This is a genomic window from Pectobacterium colocasium (genome assembly GCF_020181655.1).
Lineage (GTDB): Bacteria > Pseudomonadota > Gammaproteobacteria > Enterobacterales > Enterobacteriaceae > Pectobacterium > Pectobacterium colocasium.
This window is the reverse complement of sequence record NZ_CP084032.1, coordinates 306,521-326,832: the sequence shown is the minus strand read 5'-3', so window position 1 is coordinate 326,832 and position 20,312 is coordinate 306,521. Positions and strand designations below refer to the sequence as shown.

Sequence of the window (20,312 nt, the reverse complement as noted above, 5' to 3'; positions counted from 1 at the left end):
TTCGTTTTGTGGGGATATAAGCGCAACTTCATCGCTAACATACGGAAAGTAAAGCGTATATTTCGAGGAAATTTATTTTCAGGCATAAAAAACCCGGTGACCAGCACCGGGTTTTTCGCATTGATTTCGCTGCAAAGCAGCAAGAAATTAACGCTTGGAGAACTGAGGACGACGACGTGCTTTACGCAGGCCGACTTTCTTACGTTCAACCTGACGAGCATCACGAGTAACGAAGCCTGCTTTACGCAGTTCGCTACGCAGAGACTCATCATACTCCATCAGAGCGCGGGTGATACCGTGACGGATCGCACCAGCCTGACCAGAGATACCACCACCTTTAACGGTGATGTACAGATCCAGTTTCTCAACCATGTCGACCAGTTCCAGCGGCTGGCGAACTACCATGCGGGCAGTTTCGCGACCGAAGTACTGTTCCAGACTACGCTGGTTGATAACGATGTTACCGTTGCCCGGTTTGATGAACACGCGAGCGGCGGAGCTTTTGCGGCGACCAGTGCCGTAGTATTGATTTTCAGCCATTGCCTATAATCCCGATTAAATGTCCAGAACTTGCGGTTGCTGTGCCGCGTGATTGTGCTCGGTGCCCGCGTAAACTTTCAGTTTACGGAACATAGCACGACCCAACGGGCCCTTCGGCAGCATGCCTTTAACCGCGATTTCAATCACACGCTCAGGACGGCGGGCAATCATCTCTTCAAAGGTCGCTTGTTTGATACCACCGATGTGGCCGGTGTGGTGATAATAAATCTTGTCGTTACGCTTGTTGCCAGTTACAGCAACTTTGTCAGCGTTCAGAACGATGATGTAATCACCTGTATCAACGTGCGGGGTGTATTCCGCTTTATGCTTGCCGCGCAGACGACGAGCCAGTTCAGTAGCGAGACGGCCTAAAGTTTTACCGTTCGCATCAACAACGTACCAGTCGCGTTTTACGGTTTCTGGTTTAGCTGTAAAAGTTTTCATTAAAAGCTTACCCAATAATTAGTTACACGTTGGTGAACACCCAAACGCTCAAAAACAGTTGAGGCTCACACGACCATCAAGTCCAGCAAACCTACCCCTTCGAATAGCCATTGCCGGCACTATAAAGTTTTTGGGAAAAAAACTTTGTTGTAACGTGGGGTCGCAAGATTATAGAGAAGTCATTCCCAAAGATCGACCTTTTTTCACTCGCAAATGACTAAAAAACCGCAGCCTGCGTTACGCCAAATGAGGCTGTCGTAAGTACTCTTCGCTTTGCATTTCCTGCAAACGGGATAGACAGCGCTGATATTCAAATTTCAGGTGTTCTCCCTGATAAATCTCAAACATGGATGCCTGCGCAGAAATAATCAATTTGATGCGGCGCTCGTAGCACTCGTCCACCAGCGCCAGAAAACGGCGGGCCGTGTTTTCTTCCTTCGTTTCCATCACCGTCACATTGTGCAGCAGCATCGTATGGTAGAGGCGCGAAAGCGCGATGTAATCATTTTGGCTGCGCGCTTCGGTGCACAGCGTGTGGAAATCCACCGCCAGCACGCCGTCACTCACGCCGAGCGTCGCCAACGGGCGATGATTGATTTCCAGCATCGGCCCCGGCGTCTGCCAACGTTTCCCTGTCAGGCGGGTAAACATCTGCTGCATCGTGACATCGGTTTCTTCATTCAGCGGAGACAGATAAAGGTGTGCCTGCGTCAGCGTGCGTAGACGATAATCGATACCCGCATCGACATTACGCACTTCACAGTGCTGTTTAATCAGCTCAATCGCAGGAAGAAAACGGGCGCGTTGTAGTCCATTGCGGTAGAGATCGTCCGGCGGAATATTCGATGTCGCCACCAGCGCAATACCGCGGGCAAACAACGCACGCAGTAGTTCAGCCAGCAGCATAGCGTCGGTAATATCAGAGACAAAAAACTCATCGAAGCACAGCACGTCGGTTTCGGCTTTAAAGCCATCTGCCACTTTTTCCAGTGGATTTTCCTGCCCCTGAAACTGGTTCAGTTCTTCATGCACTCGTAGCATAAAACGATGAAAATGCAGGCGCATCTTGCGCTCAGCAGGCAGGCTGTGAAAAAACATATCCATCAGCCAGGTTTTACCGCGCCCGACGCCGCCCCACATGTACAGCCCTTCGACTGGCGCAGATTCGCGTTTCTCATTCAGTCCCAGCCAGCTACGCCATTTCCCCACGCGGCCGGATGCCCCCGAGTGCTCATCAGTAGCACGTGCGCATAACGCCTGATGTATCGCTTCCAGACGCACAACCGTTTGCCGTTGCACCTCATCCGGTTGATATTCACCGGCGGAAAGCGCCTGCTGATAAAGTGCCAAGGGTGTTGTTTGCTGCTGTGTTATCTGTGGAGTAGCCATCGCAATCCCTGAGAAAAAAGTTAGCCGTGTTTTGCTGTGTGTTGCCGTCGATTTAAGCCGTAATCGTCGCAGTTGACAACCTTGATGTCTGCGGTGGGTCAACATTCCCTTCCGTCATCGAGCATCAGGATTCCACTCAGGCAAGGTTAACGGTTATAGTGACTATTATTAAGTGAAAAACCCTACGGGACAACGACGTCAAAATAGGAGCGATTATGACTTGGGAGTATGCGCTGATAGGTTTAGTTGTCGGTATTATTATTGGTGCTGTCGCCATGCGCTTTGGTAACCGTAAGCTGCGGCAACAGCAGGCATTGCAGAATGAGCTGGAGAAAAGCAAAACCGAACTGGAAGATTATCGTCAGGAACTGGTTGGTCACTTCGCCCGCAGTGCGGAGCTATTGGATAACATGGCGGATGACTATCGTCAGCTTTATCAGCACATGGCGAAAAGTTCCAGTAGCCTGTTGCCCCACGTTCCCGGCCAGGATAATCCGTTTAAATATCGTCTGACCGAATCAGAAGCGGATAACGATCAGGCACCGGTGAACATGCCACCGCGCGATTACTCTGATGGTGCATCAGGTCTGCTGCGTGGCGAACGCCCGATTCGCAAATAATTCTTTCACCTTCTTCAGCGTGAGGCTTCCTGGCCTCACGTTTTCCTCTCTCTTGTTCTACGCTTAAAGCGCTTGTACGTTTAAGACACGCACAGCAGGCTGCTATCGTTCGATGACACAGTATTTTCGATAACACCGGATTCCCACTAACGCGCTGTTTTTCTGCTAACACATTGTTTTTCTGCTAACACACTGCTTTTCTGCTAACACATTGTATAAAAGCGATAGTTACAATCTGTTGACGAAACAGCAGTGAACTTTACACATTGATCGCCAGTCTGACTCTTCACCGTGTCTTTAAGTTTATATATCATCGTTTTATTCATCCGCAGGCCGTGAGAGAGTTAATAACAATGAAAAAAACATCATTATTATTTAGTGCACTGGCAATGAGTATAGGTTTGACCCTGTCCACGCTTCCCGCAGCGCATGCTGCGCTGCCTGCCGTGGTACAAGGGCAACAGACGCCAAGCCTGGCCCCGATGCTGGAAAAAGTGTTGCCAGCCGTCGTCAGCGTGCATGTTGAAGGTACACAGGTACAGCGTCAGCGCGTACCGGAAGAGTTCAAGTTCTTCTTTGGTCCAAACTTCCCGTCGGACAAACAAAGCTCTCGTCCGTTTGAAGGGCTGGGCTCTGGCGTCATTATTGATGCCGCAAAAGGTTACGTGCTTACCAATAACCACGTGATCAATAACGCCGACAAAATTCGCGTCCAGCTTAATGACGGACGTGAATATGAAGCGAAACTGATTGGTCGCGACGAGCAGACCGATATCGCCCTGCTACAGCTGAATGACGCCAAGAATCTGGTTGCTGTGAAAATGGCTGATTCCGACCAACTCCGCGTCGGCGATTTCGCCGTTGCCGTGGGTAACCCGTTTGGTCTTGGTCAGACCGCGACCTCCGGTATTATTTCCGCGCTGGGACGTAGCGGGCTGAATCTGGAAGGGTTGGAAAACTTCATCCAGACCGATGCCTCCATCAACCGCGGCAACTCCGGCGGCGCGCTGGTTAACCTCAACGGTGAGCTGATCGGTATTAACACCGCGATCCTGGCGCCGGGCGGCGGGAATATCGGCATCGGTTTCGCTATCCCCAGCAACATGGCTCAGAATCTGGCACAGCAGCTGGTTGAATTTGGCGAAGTCAAACGCGGGCTGCTGGGTATTAAAGGCAGCGAAATGACGTCTGAGATGGCGAAAGCCTTCAACGTCGATGCACAGCGTGGTGCCTTCGTCAGCGAAGTCTTACCGAAATCTGCCGCCGCGAAAGCCGGTATCAAAGCAGGTGACGTGTTGACGACGCTGGATGGTAAACCGATCAGCAGCTTTGCGGAACTGCGGGCGAAAGTTGGCACCACCGCACCAGGTAAGACTGTGAAAATCGGCCTGCTGCGCGATGGCAAACCGCAGGAAGTGTCCGTCGTGTTGGATAACAGCTCATCGGCATCAACCAGCGCCGAAACGCTTTCGCCGTCATTACAGGGAGCTTCTCTGACCAATGGCCAACTGAAAGACGGCAGCAAAGGCGTACAGATTGATAGTGTCGCCAAAGACACGCCTGCGGCGCAGGTTGGTCTGCAAAAAGGCGATATCATCATCGGCGTAAACCGTGAGCGTATTGAAAACATCACACAGTTGCGCAAGCTGCTGGAAGCAAAACCTTCTGTTCTGGCGCTGAATATCGTCCGGGGCGAAGAAACGATTTATCTGCTGTTACGTTAATCACCTGTCGTCTTTTTCGGCAGCGTAACCAAGCAGAAAGCCGTTGATGTTAAAAAATTTCTGGGAGAAATTTTTAACGTTGTATCAGCAACGGCCCGTAAGGGTGGCGGCCAGGGATGGCACGCCATAAAAAAATCGGACACCGAATCATGCGGTGTCCGAACTTCTCGTGATATCCTCCCCCTACCTCTCTTTTTCACAGTAAATCACGGCCATGCTTGCTAAGTTATTACGTTCAGCACTCTTTGGTGCCCTCGTCGCCGGTATTATTCTGGCCGTCCTCCCATTCATTGGGTCTGGTACGTCGTTCCTGAAAAGCAGTGGCAGACAGACTGATGGTTCACCCGTCAGTTACCACCAAGGGGTAAGCCGTGCGGCGCCTGCTGTGGTTAATATTTACAACCGGGTTGCCAATCAAGAAAAGCCCAGTGAGGTCGCTATTCATCCTCTCGGATCTGGCGTCATCATGAATGAAAAAGGGTACATTTTAACCAACAAGCATGTGATTAATAACGTGCAGCAGATCCAGATAGAACTGTCAGACGGCAGGCTGTACGAAGCCCGCGTGATCGGTTCCGATTCTTTGACCGATCTGGCTGTGCTGCAAATTGATGGCGTCAACCTGCCCGTTATTCCGATTAATTCCGACCGTCTACCGCACGTTGGCGATGTCGTGATGGCAATCGGCAACCCTTATAATCTGGGGCAAACCGTCACGCAGGGTGTCATCAGTGCCACGGGGCGCGTCAGCCTAAGCGCTTATGGTCAGCAAAGAAGCCAGGTCGGACGCCAAAATTTACTGCAAACCGACGCCTCCATTAACCACGGGAATTCCGGCGGCGCGCTCGTCAATACACTGGGTGAACTGGTCGGTATCAATACCCTATCTTTTGATAAAAGCAGCAACGGCGAAACGCCGGAAGGCATTAGCTTCGCGATTCCCGTAGCGCTGGCGACTAAGGTGATGGGCAAGCTCATCCGCGATGGCCGCGTCGTGCGTGGCTATATTGGCGTCAATGGTGTACAGCTCGAAAACTTTGAGAACAGTACGTTGACCAACAGCCGTGATGCACAGGGGCGATTAACAGGCATTCTCGTTCAGACGATCGATCCGGGTGGACCAGCGGATAAAGCGGGCATCCACATTGAAGACGTCATCGTGAGCGTGAACAATAAGCCAGCGCGATCGATTATTGAAACCATGGAGCAAGTTTCAGAAATACGCCCCGGCACCGTCATTCCGGTCACTATTGAGCGCGATAATAAGCAAATCACACTACAAATGACGATTCAGGAATTTCCCAACCAATAGCGGTATTCAAAGCGCAAGTTGATAAAACACCATCAGCAGACAAACAAGAAACCGGGTGGGAACCCACCCGGCTAAAAAACATCATAGTGAAAACAAATAGAGAGTGAAGACAAATAACGGAAGCGATTACTCGTGTTCTTTAACGCGCTCGATATTTGCGCCTAATCCACGCAGCTTGTCTTCGATGCGATCATAGCCACGATCGATATGATAAATACGATCGACTATCGTCACGCCTTCCGCGATACAGCCCGCTAATACCAGACTGGCCGACGCACGTAAGTCGGTCGCCATCACCTGTGCGCCAGACAACTTATCGACGCCGTGGCAAATCACCGTATTACTCTCAATTTCCGCCTGCGCGCCCATGCGGATAAGCTCAGGCACATGCATGAAGCGGTTTTCGAAGATGGTTTCGGTAATCACGCCCGTTCCTTCCGCAACCAGATTCAACAGGCTGAACTGCGCCTGCATATCGGTCGGGAAGCCTGGGTGCGGTGACGTGCGAACGGTAACGGCTTTCGGACGCTTACCGTGCATATCCAGACTGATCCAGTCTTCGCCGATTTCGATCTCTGCGCCCGCTTCGCGCAGCTTCGCCAGTACCGCATCCAACGTATCAGGACGGGTATTGCGGCAGATAATCTGTCCACGAGATACTGCTGCCGCCACCAGGAATGTCCCGGTTTCAATGCGGTCAGGCACCACGCGGTACACGCCGCCGCCTAAACGCGCGACGCCTTCAATAGTAATTTTATCGCTGCCTGCACCGCTGATTTTCGCCCCCAGCGTGTTCAGGAAGTTTGCCGTATCGACAATCTCCGGCTCACGCGCGGCGTTCTCAATAATCGTGGTGCCTTCCGCCAACGTTGCAGCGCTCATGATGGTGACCGTGGCACCCACGCTTACTTTATCCATCACGATGTGTGCGCCTTTCAGGCGACCATCAACCGTCGCTTTGACGTAGCCTTCTTCCAGCACGATCTGCGCGCCAAGCTGCTCAAGACCATAAATGTGCAAATCTACCGGGCGGGCGCCAATCGCACAGCCGCCGGGCAGCGATACCTGACCTTGACCAAAACGCGCCACCAGCGGCCCCAGCGCCCAGATGGATGCACGCATGGTTTTCACCAGATCGTACGGCGCGCAGAATACGTTTACCTCGCTGGCATCCACATGAACGGAGCCGTTACGCTCAACGCGCGCCCCCAACTGACCAAGCAGCTTCATGGTGGTATCAATATCGCGCAGCTTCGGCACGTTTTGAATCTCTACCGGTTCTTCTGCGAGCAACGCAGCGAACAGGATGGGCAACGCAGCATTCTTGGCGCCGGAAATGGTCACTTCCCCCGCTAAGCGGGTTGGGCCCTGAACACGAAATTTATCCATAGTCTTTGTATCTCGATGTCTTAATTCAATATGTCGTCACACTGATACAGGCGATTTCTCTCTGCTCACACACGGAGCGTATTTAGAAGCCGTTCAGTTTACGGTCGCGTTGCCACTCTTCCGGCGTATAGGCCTTGATTGACAGTGCATGAATACGGTTATCCGCGATGTACTCCATCAGCGGCGCATAAACGGCCTGCTGTTTTTTGACTCGGCTCATTCCAGCAAAAAGTCCGCCCACTACGATGACCTGAAAATGGCTGCCATCACCAGAAACATGGGCTTCTTCCAGTGCTAATGCGTTCATCAGCACGTCTTTAATTTCGTTATTTTCCATCGCTCTCGATTTCTATGTCAGGGGGGATGATTTACAGGGAGGTATCTTAGATGAATATGGCGCTATCTTAAACAAAGAATGCGCCAATGCCTGAAGGGGAAATCAGGCATTGGCGCGACAGCTTAAGACACAGGAATGATTTCATTCAGGTTATAGAGCGCAATGAGCGTTTTTAGCCGATCGCTGGCACCGACAATCGTTATCTCTCCGCCTGAAGACGGCTGCTGATAAACGTGCATCAGCAATGCTAACCCGGCAGAATCAACGCGGTTTAATCCAGACACATCCAGCGTCGTTTTACCCGCCAGTAACGATTCACGCTGCTGCCAGAACGGTAACAGCGTTTCACGATCCAGATCGCCCGTTAACGCCAGCGTGGAGTCCTGCGCTTGCCAGTTCAATGCGTTCACCATGTTCACACCCAAATTACTTTTTCTGATCCAACGTGATGGTCTGCTTCGCCGAGGATTCCAGCTGTTGAGTCAGGCCATCAACGCCTTTCTGACGCAGGACTGCCGCCCACTCGTTCTGTTTAGTGGTGATCATACTGACACCTTCAGCAATCATGTCGAACGCCTGCCAGTGACCGGTTTGGCTGTTCTTACGCCATTGGAAGTCCAGACGTACCGGAGGACGGCCACCGTTATCAATGATGCTCACGCGAATGGATACGATATCGGCATTGCCCAGCGGCTGTCCCGACACAATTTGATAGGTTTGCCCGTTATACATCGCCAAAGCCTGCCCATAGGCCTGTTCCAAATAGGCTTCAAACGCTTTGAAATAGGCGTCACGCTGAGCCGGTGTCGAGTCTTTGTAGTAACGACCCAGCACCAACGCACCGGCGTATCTCACCTGAACATACGGCAGCAGCTCTTCACGTACGATAGTACGCAGATAGTCAGGATTTTGTTTGATCTTTGGCTGTTCGTTCTTCAAGCGGTTAAACGTTTTTTCCGCCGCTTCATTCATTAGACTGTAGGGATTCGTTTGGTCCGCCGCGTTGGCTAATGGCGCGACCACCAGTAAAGCCACCATCAGTAAACGTTTAAACATGCAGGTATCCTCTTAATTATGGATGTGAAGGAACAGGTTCGTTGTTGTGCTCTGGGGTTGCCGCAGGATTGGCACCCGGCTCCGTACCCGATTGACCGGCATTATCTTCGCTATTGCTGCCGCTCTTATATAGGAATTGACCGATGAGATCTTCAAGTACCATCGCTGACTTGGTGTCCTGAATCACACCTCCGTCTTTCAGGATCGCGGTGCCCATTTCTTCATCTTCAAACCCAATGTTCAGTGCCAGATACTGTTCGCCCAGCAAACCGGAGGTACGGATAGCCAGAGAACTGGTATCAGGAATATGATCGTAGCGCTGCTGAATATCCATCGCCACGCGCGGCAGGTAGGTTTTCTCGTCCAGCGAAATATCTGCCACGCGACCAATGACCACGCCGCCAATTCGGATCGGAGAACGCGCTTTCAGCCCGCCAATGTTGTCAAACGTCGCGTACAGACGATACGTCGGCTCACTCCCGATCGACTTGAGATCGGCCACTTTCAGGCATAAAAAAAGGATGGCAGCCAGCGCGATCAACATAAACACACCAACCCAGACTTCAGTTTTCTTTGTTTGCATCGACTCAGTTCCCAAACATCAGTGCTGTCAGCACAAAATCCAATCCCAATACCGCTAACGACGAGTGCACGACGGTTCGCGTCGTTGCACGGCTAATCCCTTCAGACGTCGGGATCGCGTCATAGCCGTTAAACAGTGCAATCCAGGTCACGGTAATCGCAAATACGACACTTTTAATCACGCAGTTCAAGACATCCTGACGCCAGTCAACCGCACCCTGCATGGCGGACCAGAAGAACCCGCTGTCGATGCCTTTCCAGTCCACACCGACTAACCCGCCTCCCCAGATCCCCACGGCGACAAAAATGATTGCCAGCAGCGGCATGCTGATTAGCCCAGCCCAAAAGCGCGGTGCAACAACGCGACGCAGCGGGTCGACCGCCATCATCTCCATGCTGGAGAGCTGTTCCGTTGCCTTCATTAGCCCGATTTCTGCCGTCAGCGCGGAACCTGCACGCCCGGCGAACAGCAGCGCCGTCACTACCGGACCAAGCTCACGCAGCAGCGACAGCGCCACCATCATGCCCAGACTGGCCTCGGCGCTGTAAGTCGTCAGAATGATAAAGCCCTGCAACCCCAGAACCATGCCGATGAACAGGCCGGAAACCATGATGATCAGCAGCGACTGCACGCCAACGCTGTAAAGCTGTTTCACCAACAGCGGCCACTGTTTTCTGAATTCGGGTTTCCCCACCAGCGCATTAAACAGCATCAATCCGGCGCGCCCAAACGCGGCACTGGTAGCGATGCCTTGACGCCCAAACGACGCCAACGTCCGTAATAACATGACTGCGTTAACCTCCTGAGCCTAGCAGTGACGTTTTATAGTCGCCCGCCGGAAAACGGAAAGGCACTGGCCCGTCGGCGATACCGTCCAGAAACTGACGAACCTGCGGGTCAGTGTTCGCTCTCAGTTCATCCGCCGTCCCTTCTGCCACCACGCGTTTGTCAGCCACGATATAGGCGTAATCGGCGATGCTCATCACTTCTGGCACATCGTGAGAAACGACAATGCAGGTCACGCCCAACGCATGGTTCAACTCATCAATGAGCTTCACCAGCGTCCCCAGCGTGATCGGATCCTGCCCGACAAAAGGCTCATCAAACATAATCAACTGCGGGTCAAGCGCAATGGCTCTCGCCAACGCCGCGCGCCGCGCCATACCGCCGGACAGTTCCGCAGGCATCAGTTCTGACGCACCACGCAACCCCACCGCCTCTAGCTTCATCATCACAATGCTACGCAGCAGCGATTCCGGCAGTTTAGTATGTTCACGCAGCGGCCAGGCGACATTATCAAACACGTTCAAATCGGTGAATAGCGCCCCGGACTGAAACAACATGCTCATTTTCTTGCGCGCGTTGTACAGTTCGCTACGCGACAGCGTGGGGATATTCTCGCCATCAAACCAGATCTCGCCACTGTCCGGCTGTAGCTGCCCGCCAATCAGGCGCAACAGCGTAGTTTTACCGATACCGGAAGGCCCCATGATCGCGGTGACCTTGCCTTTAGGAACATTCAGCGTGATGTCCGTAAAGATCTCTCGCTCCCCGCGACGAAAGCTCAGACCACGGATCTCAACCAGATTAGTTGCCTCATGGTGCATTATTTCCATTCCTTACCAATCAGTACGCCAGTCAGTACGTTTATGTAGCGTCTTTCACTCCAGCCTAACGGCTGACTTTCATCAAGGTGCGAGTTTTACAAAAACTTACCGTCAGTTCTTGTCCAAAATGGCGGCATAAACCGTTATCGGGTTTTACTTATCGCGACAGGTTTTACTTTTTCGCCTGGCACCGTCAGAATTAGCACTCATCACAGAAAAATGCTTTTTGTGCGAAAATCGTCCAGAAATGCTGACTTATTCGACAACAAGCCGGTGATTATACACTAAATAATTCGAGTTGCAGGAAGGCGGCAAGCGGGGGAATCCCGATGAGCTTACTCAAGTAATTGATTCAGATGAGTAAACGCAGCCAACACACATGCGGCTTGAAGTATGACGGGTATATATCCTATTAAAGGACGCTGCATGCTCTTTGCAACACTACTCTTGTTCGTTGGTTTGCTACTACTGGTTTACGGTGCCGATCGTCTTGTCTATGGCGCTGCCGTGCTTGCGCGTTCTCTTGGCTTACCTCCTTTCGTCATCGGCATCACCATTGTCGGCTTCGGCACCTCTCTCCCTGAGCTGATTGTTTCCGTTACCGCCGCCTTAAACAATCAGAACGATATGGCCGTCGGTAATGTTATCGGCTCTAATATCGCCAATATCTTACTCATTCTCGGCAGCGCAGCGCTTATCCGGCCGCTGACAGTACAGTCAGCCATCCTGCGTCGGGAATTGCCGCTCATGTTGTCCGTCACTTTATTGTGTGGCGTTTTACTGCATGATAGCTACCTGAGCCGCGCAGACGGCATGATGCTGCTCTTCGCCGCCGTTCTGTGTTTGGTGTTGATACTGCGTATGGCGCAGCAGGCACAGCGAGAAGGTGGCGATAGCCTGACCCGCGAACAGCTGGCGGAACTTCCGCAGGACGACAGCAATCAGATGGTGGCCGTGTTGTGGCTGATTCTCGGCCTGATTATTTTACCTATGGCTGCCCGCATGGTGGTGGACAACGCCACCGTCATTGCACGCTACTTCGACGTCAGTGAATTGACCATCGGGCTAACGATATTGGCGATCGGTACTAGCCTGCCTGAACTGGCGACCGCCATCGTCGGGACGTTGAAGAAAGAAGATGATATTGCGCTGGGCAACCTGATTGGCTCGAACATTTTTAATATCGCGATTGTTTTGGGCGTTCCCGCCCTGCTCTCGCCGGGCGCGCTGAATCCTCAGGTTTTTCAACGCGACTATTGGGTCATGCTGGCGGCGAGCGTGCTGTTAACCGCACTGTGCCTCAGTAAAAAACGCCGTATAGGACAAGGCGCAGGCGCATTATTATGCTGCGCGTTTATCGCCTATCTGACGGCCCTGTTTTGTTTTTCATAGAGACGTTTTGTTTTTCATAGAGAAGCTTTGCTTTTCATAAGACGCTCTGTTTTCCATCATAATCAGGACTATTGGTATGTCACAGTTTGAACAAGATGCTCGTCTAAAACAGCTGTCTGACCGTGCACTATCCGACCACGCACAACAAGCCGATCATACACGACAGGCCGATCATGGCTCGCAAGCTGGCCATAGGCTACAGCAGGCTCACGAACTACCGGCCGATTTCGACTTTCAGCAGGCGGGCAAGCAGGTACTGAGTATCGAACGCGATGGGCTTGCGCAATTAGACCAGTACATTGATGACAATTTTACCCTCGCCTGTAAAAAAATATTCCATTGCCAGGGCAAAGTCGTGGTGATGGGAATGGGCAAATCTGGTCACATTGGCTGCAAGATGGCCGCGACCTTCGCCAGTACCGGTACGCCTGCTTTTTTTGTTCATCCGGGCGAAGCCAGCCACGGTGACCTCGGTATGGTGACACCGCACGATATCGTGATCGCCATTTCCAACTCCGGCGAGTCCCATGAAATTCTGTCGCTGATCCCCGTCCTGAAACGCCAGAAAGTGTTCCTGATCTGTATGACCAGCGCGCCGGAAAGTACGATGGGTAAAGCGGCGGACATTCACCTGTGCGTCCACGTCCCGCAGGAAGCCTGCCCGCTTGGTCTCGCCCCCACTACCAGCACCACTGCGACGCTGGTCATGGGAGACGCGCTGGCCGTGGCTTTGCTACAGGCGCGTGGCTTTACCGCCGAAGATTTCGCCCTTTCTCACCCTGGTGGCGCACTCGGCCGCAAACTTTTACTGCGCGTCAGCGATATCATGCATTCAGGCGATGAGATCCCGCATGTCCCACACGATGCTTCACTGCGTGATGCGCTGGTGGAAATTACGCGCAAAAATCTGGGTATGACGGTAATCTGCGAAGCGGATATGAAAATTCAGGGCATCTTTACCGATGGCGACCTGCGCCGCATCTTCGACATGAATATTGACTTGAACAGCGCGCGCATTGCTGATGTGATGACCGCGGGCGGCATCCGGGTCGCACCGCAAACGCTGGCGGTGGATGCACTTAACCTGATGCAGTCGCGTCACATCACCTCGTTGCTGGTGGCAGAAAACGATCATCTGGTCGGTATTATCCATATGCACGATATGTTGCGAGCGGGTGTGGTTTAAAAAGAAAGGATAATTGTGAATGAGTGAAGTCAGGGCGCAAACCGATACCTGCTATGGGCCTGTCGATCAACAGGTACTGGATAAAGCCCGTGAAGTTCGCCTGTTAATCTGCGACGTTGACGGCGTGATGTCCGATGGTCTGATTTACATGGGCAACCACGGCGAAGAGCTGAAAGCCTTTAACGTCCGCGACGGCTATGGCATTCGCTGCTTACTGACGTCTGACATTGAGGTTGCCATTATCACCGGACGCTCAGCAAAATTGCTGGAAGATCGGTGTAAAACACTGGGCATTAACCATCTTTATCAGGGGCAATCGGATAAGGTTTTGGCCTTCAACGATCTGTTGGATAAACTATCAGTAACGGCAAATCAGGTCGCGTATATCGGCGACGATATGATCGACTGGCCAGTGATGGCAAAGGTCGGGTTGAGCGTTGCCGTGGCTGACGCTCACCCGTTGTTGTTACCACGCGCAGATTATGTCACTCGCCTTGCGGGCGGGCGTGGCGCAGTACGTGAGCTGTGTGATTTGATTCTGTTCTCGCAGGACAAGCTGGAGCATGCCAAAGGGTTGTCAATATGAGTAAAACCAAGCGTTGGCTCACCGCTTTTCTGGCCCTCTTGGTGCTTATCCTCATCGGCTGGAATATTGCGGATGACGACACGGTAGCGGCACCGGATGCAAGCGACCCCGCCGTGCCGGTTTATACCAGCGAGAAAACCAACACGCAGGTATACAGCCCTGCGGGTAAGCTGAGTTACAGACTGATTTCGGAAAAAGCGGAGTATTTCAACGACGAGCAGTTGAGTTGGTTTACCGCCCCCGTTGCCACCTTGTTCAACGAACAAGGGACGGCAACCTGGTCAGTCCGCGCCGACCGCGCCAAGCTGACAAAAGACAAGATGCTCTATCTGTACGGTCACGTCGAGGTGAATAGCCTGACGAAAGACGCACAGCTTCAGCGCATCACAACGAATAATGCCCAGGTGAATCTGGTGACGCAGGACGTTTCCTCCGATGATGAAGTCACCCTGTACGGCACCAGCTTTACCTCAAGCGGAATGAAAATGCGCGGAAATCTGCGTAACAAAACGGCCGAGTTGATCGAAAAGGTAAAAACCTCTTATGAAATCCAAAACCAATAATCCGATGCGTAACACCCTGATCGCCAGCTCGCTGTTCGCCGTCAGCGTTTCCGCCTTTGCCGTCACTGGCGATAGCAACCAACCGATTCGCATTGATTCCGCACAGCAGTCTCTGGACATGCAGGGCAACACGGTGACGTTCACCGGTAATGTTGTCGTGAAGCAAGGGACGATTGAAGTAAAAGCTGACAAGGTCGTCGTGACGCGCCCACAGGGCGCGCAAGGCAGTGAAGTGGTGGAAGGCTACGGTAACCCCGTGACGTTCTACCAGATGCAGGACAACGGCAAACCGGTTAAAGGCCACGCGCAGAAAATCCGCTACGAACTGGCCAAAGACTTTCTGGTGCTGACAGGCAATGCCTATCTGGAACAGCAGGATAGCAATGTAAAAGGCGATCGCATCACCTATCTGGTGAAACAGCAGCAGATGGAAGCGACCAGCGAAAAAGGAAAGCGCGTGACGACGGTGTTGGTTCCCTCTCAGCTTCAGGAGAAAGAGAACAAGAGCCAGCCTTCTCGTTCTCAACAACCGCAACCACGGGTCACTGAATAAGTTATGGCAACATTAACCGCAGAAAATCTGGCTAAGGCGTACAAAGGCCGTAAGGTCGTCGAAAACGTCAGCCTCACTGTCAATTCCGGTGAAATCGTCGGCCTGCTCGGGCCGAACGGTGCTGGTAAAACGACAACGTTCTACATGGTCGTGGGTATCGTCCCCCGTGATGAAGGGCGTATTGTCATCGACAACGACGACATCAGCCTGCTTCCCCTGCACGAACGTGCGCTGCGCGGCATCGGCTACCTGCCGCAGGAAGCCTCTATTTTTCGTCGCTTAAGCGTCTATGACAACCTGATGGCGGTGTTGCAGATCCGCAAAGATCTGACGACCGAGCAGCAGGAAGATCGTGCCAATGAGCTAATGGAAGAATTCCATATTATTCATTTGCGCGATAGTCTGGGACAATCGCTGTCCGGTGGGGAAAGACGCCGCGTAGAGATTGCGCGTGCGCTGGCGGCAAAGCCGAAGTTCATCCTGTTGGATGAACCGTTTGCGGGCGTAGACCCGATCTCCGTACTGGATATTAAAAAAATCATTGAACATCTGCGTGACAGCGGACTTGGCGTGTTGATTACCGATCATAACGTCCGCGAAACGCTCGATGTCTGTGAACGAGCCTATATCGTGAGTCAAGGCAACCTGATCGCCCACGGTTCACCGACCGATATTCTGGCCGACGAACAAGTGAAGCGCGTCTATCTGGGCGAAGGCTTCCGACTCTGATAGGGTACTATTTTCTCTTTGCAGCACTTATGGGACGTTAGCGCGATTTATGAAGCAAGGTTTGCAACTCAGGCTTAGCCAGCAACTGGCCATGACCCCACAGCTCCAACAGGCCATCCGCCTGTTGCAACTGTCCACGCTTGAATTGCAACAGGAAATTCAGCAGGCACTGGAAAGCAATCCGTTGCTCGAACAAACGGATCAGCACGACGAAATCGAGTCATTTGAAAAGGCAGACAGCGATTCACTGGATACCGGTGAAGCTCTGGAACAGAAGGACATGCCGGAAGAATTGCCGCTAGACGCCACCTGGGATGAGATTTACTCCGCAGGCACACCGTCAGGCACCGGCACCGACTATCGCGATGAAGAACTGCCAATTTACCAAGGCGAAACCACGCAAACGCTTCAGGATTACCTGATGTGGCAGGTCGAACTCACACCGTTTTCCGACACCGACGCCGCTATCGCGACCTCTATCGTTGATGCCGTGGACAACACAGGCTACCTGACCGTACCGCTGGAGGACATTCTTGACAGCATCGGCGACGACGATGTGACGTTGGAAGAAGTCGAAGCCGTACTCAAACGCGTGCAACGCTTTGATCCTGTTGGCGTCGCCGCTCGCGATCTGCGTGATTGCCTGCTGGTGCAGCTTTCCCAGTTTGCTGACAGCACGCCGCGTCTGGCCGAAGCCCGCCTGATCGTCAGCGATCATCTCGATCTGTTAGCCAACCATGATTTCCGTAGCCTGATCCGCATCACGCGTCTGAAAGAAGACGTGCTGAAAGAAGCGCTGGCGCTGATCCAGTCACTCGATCCACGGCCGGGGCAGTCGATCAACACTGGCGAATCTGAATACGTGATCCCTGACGTGCTGGTGCGCAAAGTCCAGGGCATTTGGGCCGTAGAACTCAATACCGACAGCATTCCCCGCCTACAGATTAACCAGCAGTACGCGGCACTGGGCAATAGCGCACGCAACGACAGCGACGGGCAATTTATCCGCAGTAATCTGCAAGAGGCGCGCTGGCTCATCAAAAGCCTGGAAAGTCGTAACGACACGCTGCTGAAAGTGACCCGCTGCATCGTCGAGCAGCAGCAGGATTTCTTCGAGCAGGGTGAAGAATTCATGAAACCTATGGTACTGGCAGATATCGCCCAGGCGGTGGATATGCATGAATCCACCATCTCACGCGTGACGACGCAGAAGTTCCTGCACAGTCCACGCGGCATTTTTGAACTAAAATATTTCTTCTCCAGCCATGTGAATACCGACAGCGGCGGAGAAGCCTCGTCAACGGCAATTCGCGCGCTGGTGAAGAAGCTGATTGCGGCGGAAAACCCCGTCAAACCACTAAGCGACAGCAAGCTGACGGCGCTGCTCTCCGATCAGGGCATCATCGTGGCGCGCCGTACCGTGGCAAAATACCGAGAGTCTTTATCTATCCCACCATCAAATCAGCGTAAACAACTGATTTGATCTCAACAGAGAAGGAAGACACTATGCAGCTCAACATTACCGGACACCACATCGAGATCACTGAACCGCTGCGTGATTTTGTGAATGGCAAGTTTGCCAAGTTAGAGCAGTATTTTGACCGGATTAATCAGGTCAATGTGGTATTGAGAGTGGAAAAAGTTCAGCAAATTGCCGAGGCCACGCTCCACGTGAACGGTGGCGAGCTGCATGCAACCTCAGAAGCGGAAGATATGTACGCCGCGATAGATTTATTGATTGATAAGCTGGCAAGACAGCTCAATAAGCATAAAGATAAACTCAAGCAGCACTAATTTTCTCCTTTGCCGTTTGGCAAAGGAACAAGCTCGGCCCATCCATCAGATGGGCCGGGATCACCAGAAGTGAAAGCGTCATTAAGTGAAAATAAAATGAGCCACGATCCCGTATTGCAACTCAGTAGCGTATTACGTCCTGAGTGCACCCGAAGCACTGTCCACTGCCAGAGTAAGAAGCGGGCATTGGAAATTATCAGTGAGCTGGCCGCCAGGCAGCTTAACATTCCTTCGCAGATTATCTTTGATGCCATCCTGACTCGGGAACGGATGGGCAGCACGGGAATCGGCGGCGGCATTGCCATTCCTCACGGCAAGCTGGAAGACGATAATGCGCTGGGTGCCATCGGTGTTTTCATCCAGTTAGAGCAACCGATCGCTTTCGATGCCATTGATAATCAGGCTGTTGATCTGCTTTTTGCCTTGCTGGTTCCGGCGGAACAATGTAAAACCCATTTGCATACCCTGTCGCTTGTTGCCAAGCGGCTGGCGGATAAAACGGTTTGCCGACGCCTGCGTGCGGCGCAAAGCGATGAAGAGCTGTACCAGATTATGACGGAAGCCGGTTAAGCCGGTCGATCGTCATGCTCACGATGACGGGCGATCCGCGTTGGGTTCAGAGAATGCTTGCAATCCCTACGCGAAGCCGTCATTTTTCTAGCTATACATCACTTTTTTATAAAAACAGTGGCAATGAGAATTCGCCGTCACGTTGCCAGAGGGGAGTCGTCAGATGGTGCTGATGATTGTCAGTGGTCGCTCAGGTTCAGGGAAATCTGTAGCCCTGCGCGCACTGGAAGATATGGGGTTCTACTGCGTAGATAACCTGCCTGTGGTTCTACTGCCAGAGCTGGCTAATACGCTTGCGGCACGTAACATTTCCACAGCAGTCAGTATTGACGTGCGCAATATGCCGGAATCGCCAGAGATCTTCGAGCATGCCATGGAGCAACTGCCGCCAAGCTTCTCGCCTCAATTGCTATTTCTGGATGCCGATCGCAATACATTAATCCGTCGCTACAGCGATACCCGTCGCCTGCATCCGCTCTCCAGTAAGAATCTGTCGCTGGAAAGCGCCATTGATGAAGAAAGCGATCTGCTGGAGCCGCTACGTTCACGCGCCGATCTGATTATCGACACCTCCGAGATGTCGGTACATGAACTGGCTGAGATGCTGCGTACCCGCCTGCTCGGCAAGCGGGAACGTGAGCTTACGATGGTGTTCGAGTCATTCGGTTTCAAGCACGGTATCCCCATCGATGCGGATTACGTCTTTGACGTGCGTTTCTTGCCGAACCCGCACTGGGATCCGAAACTGCGCCCGATGACCGGTCTGGATAAGCCCGTTGCGTCCTTCCTCGACAGGCATACGGAAGTTCACAATTTCATCTACCAGACCCGCAGCTATCTGGAACTGTGGCTGCCGATGCTGGAAACCAATAACCGCAGTTATCTGACTGTCGCCATTGGCTGTACCGGCGGTAAACACCGTTCCGTCTACGTCGCCGAGCAGTTGGCAGACTACTTCCGCTCACGCGGTAAGAACGTCCAGTCGCGCCACCGTACGCTGGAAAAGCGTAAACCCTCGTAATCGTTGGCAAACCAGTACAGCCAGGTAACCCATGACAGTCCGGCAAACGGTTGAAATCAAAAACAAGCTGGGCATGCACGCTCGCCCAGCGATGAAGTTGTTCGAGCTGGTGCAGAGCTTTGATGCAGAGGTAATGCTGCGCAATGACAGCGGCACCGAAGCCGAAGCCAGCAGCGTGATTGCCATGCTGATGCTGGACTCCGCCAAAGGACGGCTCATCGAGGTCGAAGCCACTGGTCCGGATGAAGTTCAAGCGCTTGCCGCCGTCATCGGGCTGTTTGAAGCCGGGTTCGACGAAGACTAGCGATTTCCTTAGCGGATCGCTTCACTTTCCCTCCCGAACCTCCTACTATCTATCTGCATAAATCATAATATTTTCTTATACCCCTGCTCCTTTGGGCGCGGGGGTTATTTTTATATCATCTGAAAATACCAACTGGAGAGGAGTATGACGAAACCTAACCTGACAATCAGTGAATTGGATGCAGAACGTCTGGATATGTTATTGGAGCAGCCCGCCTTTGCGGGCAGCGATATTGCACAGGCGTTGAATGAGGAACTGGATCGGGCGGACATTCTGCCTTCAGCATCGATTCCCTCACATGTCGTCACCATGAATAGTCGGGTGCGTTTCCGCGATCTGAATACCAACGAAGAGCACATCCGTACGCTGGTTTATCCGGCCGCGGTGAAGGACAGTCAAGAACCGCTGTCGGTGATGGCTCCGCTGGGCGCGGCACTATTGGGAATGCATGTGGGAAATTCGATCACCTGGCAGTTGCCAAACGGTGAAGAAACGCGAATTGAAGTGCTCGAACTACTCTATCAGCCTGAAGCCGCTGGCGAATACCACCGCTAAATACACCAACATTATTTGGAGGGATTGCAGGGCAATAAAAATAGCAGAGACGCTTTTT

The 20,312-nt window shown here is 52.6% G+C and carries 25 protein-coding genes; 15 read left to right on the top strand and 10 right to left on the bottom strand.

Annotated features, from left to right (window positions below):
• Positions 1 to 147: 147 nt before the first annotated feature.
• The 3 genes from rpsI to zapE form a co-directional block, all read right to left on the bottom strand.
• Positions 148 to 540 carry a 30S ribosomal protein S9 gene (rpsI, locus tag LCF41_RS01500; RefSeq protein WP_039346610.1) on the bottom strand — a complete coding sequence of 131 codons (393 nt, stop codon included), beginning with the start codon at positions 538 to 540 and terminating at the stop codon, positions 148 to 150.
• Positions 541 to 555: 15 nt separating this feature from the next.
• Positions 556 to 984, bottom strand: a complete 429-nt coding sequence (gene rplM, locus LCF41_RS01495; protein ID WP_012773011.1) for a 50S ribosomal protein L13 — start codon at positions 982 to 984, stop codon at positions 556 to 558.
• A 237-nt stretch (positions 985 to 1,221) separates the two neighbouring features.
• Positions 1,222 to 2,373 (bottom strand): cell division protein ZapE, encoded by a 1,152-nt coding sequence (gene zapE, locus LCF41_RS01490; protein ID WP_225086589.1) that lies wholly within the window; start codon positions 2,371 to 2,373, stop codon positions 1,222 to 1,224.
• Between the two features lie 215 nt (positions 2,374 to 2,588).
• Between zapE and zapG the strand changes: the two genes are divergently transcribed.
• From zapG to degS, 3 genes are all read left to right on the top strand, one after another.
• The gene (gene zapG, locus LCF41_RS01485; protein WP_225086588.1) at positions 2,589 to 2,993 is read left to right on the top strand and encodes a Z-ring associated protein ZapG; all 405 of its coding nucleotides are present in this window, start codon (positions 2,589 to 2,591) and stop codon (positions 2,991 to 2,993) included.
• Between the two features lie 353 nt (positions 2,994 to 3,346).
• The gene (gene degQ, locus LCF41_RS01480; RefSeq protein WP_225086587.1) at positions 3,347 to 4,717 is read left to right on the top strand and encodes a serine endoprotease DegQ; all 1,371 of its coding nucleotides are present in this window, start codon (positions 3,347 to 3,349) and stop codon (positions 4,715 to 4,717) included.
• A gap of 214 nt (positions 4,718 to 4,931) precedes the next feature.
• Positions 4,932 to 6,029 (top strand): outer membrane-stress sensor serine endopeptidase DegS, encoded by a 1,098-nt coding sequence (gene degS, locus LCF41_RS01475; protein ID WP_225086586.1) that lies wholly within the window; start codon positions 4,932 to 4,934, stop codon positions 6,027 to 6,029.
• Positions 6,030 to 6,155: 126 nt separating this feature from the next.
• On the opposite strand, the gene murA is transcribed toward degS, so the two are convergent.
• The 7 genes from murA to mlaF all read right to left on the bottom strand — a co-directional run bounded on the left by murA (position 6,156) and on the right by mlaF (position 11,001).
• Positions 6,156 to 7,418: a UDP-N-acetylglucosamine 1-carboxyvinyltransferase gene (gene murA, locus LCF41_RS01470; RefSeq protein WP_225086585.1), complete on the bottom strand. Its 1,263-nt coding sequence runs from the start codon at positions 7,416 to 7,418 to the stop codon at positions 6,156 to 6,158.
• Positions 7,419 to 7,500: 82 nt separating this feature from the next.
• Complete coding sequence (gene ibaG / locus LCF41_RS01465; protein ID WP_010280170.1) at positions 7,501 to 7,755, bottom strand: BolA family iron metabolism protein IbaG; 255 nt, start codon at positions 7,753 to 7,755, stop codon at positions 7,501 to 7,503.
• 122 nt (positions 7,756 to 7,877) lie between these two features.
• Positions 7,878 to 8,168: a lipid asymmetry maintenance protein MlaB gene (gene mlaB, locus LCF41_RS01460; RefSeq protein WP_205554168.1), complete on the bottom strand. Its 291-nt coding sequence runs from the start codon at positions 8,166 to 8,168 to the stop codon at positions 7,878 to 7,880.
• Positions 8,169 to 8,181: 13 nt separating this feature from the next.
• Positions 8,182 to 8,811, bottom strand: coding sequence for a phospholipid-binding protein MlaC (gene mlaC, locus LCF41_RS01455; protein WP_225086584.1), 630 nt, complete (start codon positions 8,809 to 8,811; stop codon positions 8,182 to 8,184).
• Positions 8,812 to 8,827: 16 nt separating this feature from the next.
• Positions 8,828 to 9,394 (bottom strand): outer membrane lipid asymmetry maintenance protein MlaD, encoded by a 567-nt coding sequence (gene mlaD / locus LCF41_RS01450; RefSeq protein WP_225086583.1) that lies wholly within the window; start codon positions 9,392 to 9,394, stop codon positions 8,828 to 8,830.
• A gap of 4 nt (positions 9,395 to 9,398) precedes the next feature.
• Positions 9,399 to 10,181: a lipid asymmetry maintenance ABC transporter permease subunit MlaE gene (gene mlaE / locus LCF41_RS01445; protein ID WP_225086582.1), complete on the bottom strand. Its 783-nt coding sequence runs from the start codon at positions 10,179 to 10,181 to the stop codon at positions 9,399 to 9,401.
• Between the two features lie 7 nt (positions 10,182 to 10,188).
• Positions 10,189 to 11,001, bottom strand: a complete 813-nt coding sequence (mlaF, locus tag LCF41_RS01440) for a phospholipid ABC transporter ATP-binding protein MlaF (RefSeq protein WP_225086581.1) — start codon at positions 10,999 to 11,001, stop codon at positions 10,189 to 10,191.
• A 426-nt stretch (positions 11,002 to 11,427) separates the two neighbouring features.
• On the opposite strand from mlaF, the gene LCF41_RS01435 reads away from it, so the two are divergent.
• From LCF41_RS01435 to rnk, 12 genes are all read left to right on the top strand, one after another.
• A complete protein-coding gene (locus tag LCF41_RS01435; RefSeq protein WP_225086580.1) occupies positions 11,428 to 12,393 on the top strand; it encodes a calcium/sodium antiporter in 966 nt (321 codons plus the stop codon).
• A gap of 76 nt (positions 12,394 to 12,469) precedes the next feature.
• Complete coding sequence (gene kdsD, locus LCF41_RS01430) at positions 12,470 to 13,579, top strand: arabinose-5-phosphate isomerase KdsD (protein WP_225086579.1); 1,110 nt, start codon at positions 12,470 to 12,472, stop codon at positions 13,577 to 13,579.
• Between the two features lie 19 nt (positions 13,580 to 13,598).
• Positions 13,599 to 14,165, top strand: a complete 567-nt coding sequence (kdsC, locus tag LCF41_RS01425) for a 3-deoxy-manno-octulosonate-8-phosphatase KdsC (protein ID WP_225086578.1) — start codon at positions 13,599 to 13,601, stop codon at positions 14,163 to 14,165.
• On the top strand, positions 14,162 to 14,728 hold the full coding sequence (gene lptC / locus LCF41_RS01420) for an LPS export ABC transporter periplasmic protein LptC (RefSeq protein ID WP_225086577.1): 567 nt from the start codon (positions 14,162 to 14,164) through the stop codon (positions 14,726 to 14,728). The genes kdsC and lptC overlap by 4 nt, the downstream gene beginning before the upstream one ends.
• Entirely contained in the window at positions 14,709 to 15,281 is a 573-nt protein-coding gene (gene lptA / locus LCF41_RS01415; RefSeq protein WP_225086576.1) for a lipopolysaccharide ABC transporter substrate-binding protein LptA, read from the top strand. Before lptC ends, lptA begins: the two co-directional genes overlap by 20 nt.
• Positions 15,282 to 15,284: 3 nt before the next feature.
• On the top strand, positions 15,285 to 16,010 hold the full coding sequence (gene lptB, locus LCF41_RS01410; protein ID WP_225086575.1) for an LPS export ABC transporter ATP-binding protein: 726 nt from the start codon (positions 15,285 to 15,287) through the stop codon (positions 16,008 to 16,010).
• A 49-nt stretch (positions 16,011 to 16,059) separates the two neighbouring features.
• The gene (gene rpoN / locus LCF41_RS01405; RefSeq protein WP_225086574.1) at positions 16,060 to 17,493 is read left to right on the top strand and encodes an RNA polymerase factor sigma-54; all 1,434 of its coding nucleotides are present in this window, start codon (positions 16,060 to 16,062) and stop codon (positions 17,491 to 17,493) included.
• A gap of 23 nt (positions 17,494 to 17,516) precedes the next feature.
• On the top strand, positions 17,517 to 17,804 hold the full coding sequence (gene hpf, locus LCF41_RS01400) for a ribosome hibernation promoting factor (RefSeq protein WP_011091920.1): 288 nt from the start codon (positions 17,517 to 17,519) through the stop codon (positions 17,802 to 17,804).
• A gap of 96 nt (positions 17,805 to 17,900) precedes the next feature.
• On the top strand, positions 17,901 to 18,374 hold the full coding sequence (ptsN, locus tag LCF41_RS01395) for a PTS IIA-like nitrogen regulatory protein PtsN (protein WP_225086573.1): 474 nt from the start codon (positions 17,901 to 17,903) through the stop codon (positions 18,372 to 18,374).
• A gap of 163 nt (positions 18,375 to 18,537) precedes the next feature.
• Entirely contained in the window at positions 18,538 to 19,395 is an 858-nt protein-coding gene (gene rapZ, locus LCF41_RS01390) for an RNase adapter RapZ (protein ID WP_225086572.1), read from the top strand.
• Between the two features lie 31 nt (positions 19,396 to 19,426).
• Positions 19,427 to 19,699, top strand: coding sequence for a PTS phosphocarrier protein NPr (npr, locus tag LCF41_RS01385; protein WP_225086571.1), 273 nt, complete (start codon positions 19,427 to 19,429; stop codon positions 19,697 to 19,699).
• A gap of 144 nt (positions 19,700 to 19,843) precedes the next feature.
• Positions 19,844 to 20,254, top strand: a complete 411-nt coding sequence (rnk, locus tag LCF41_RS01380) for a nucleoside diphosphate kinase regulator (protein ID WP_225086570.1) — start codon at positions 19,844 to 19,846, stop codon at positions 20,252 to 20,254.
• The last annotated feature ends 58 nt before the right edge of the window (positions 20,255 to 20,312 follow it).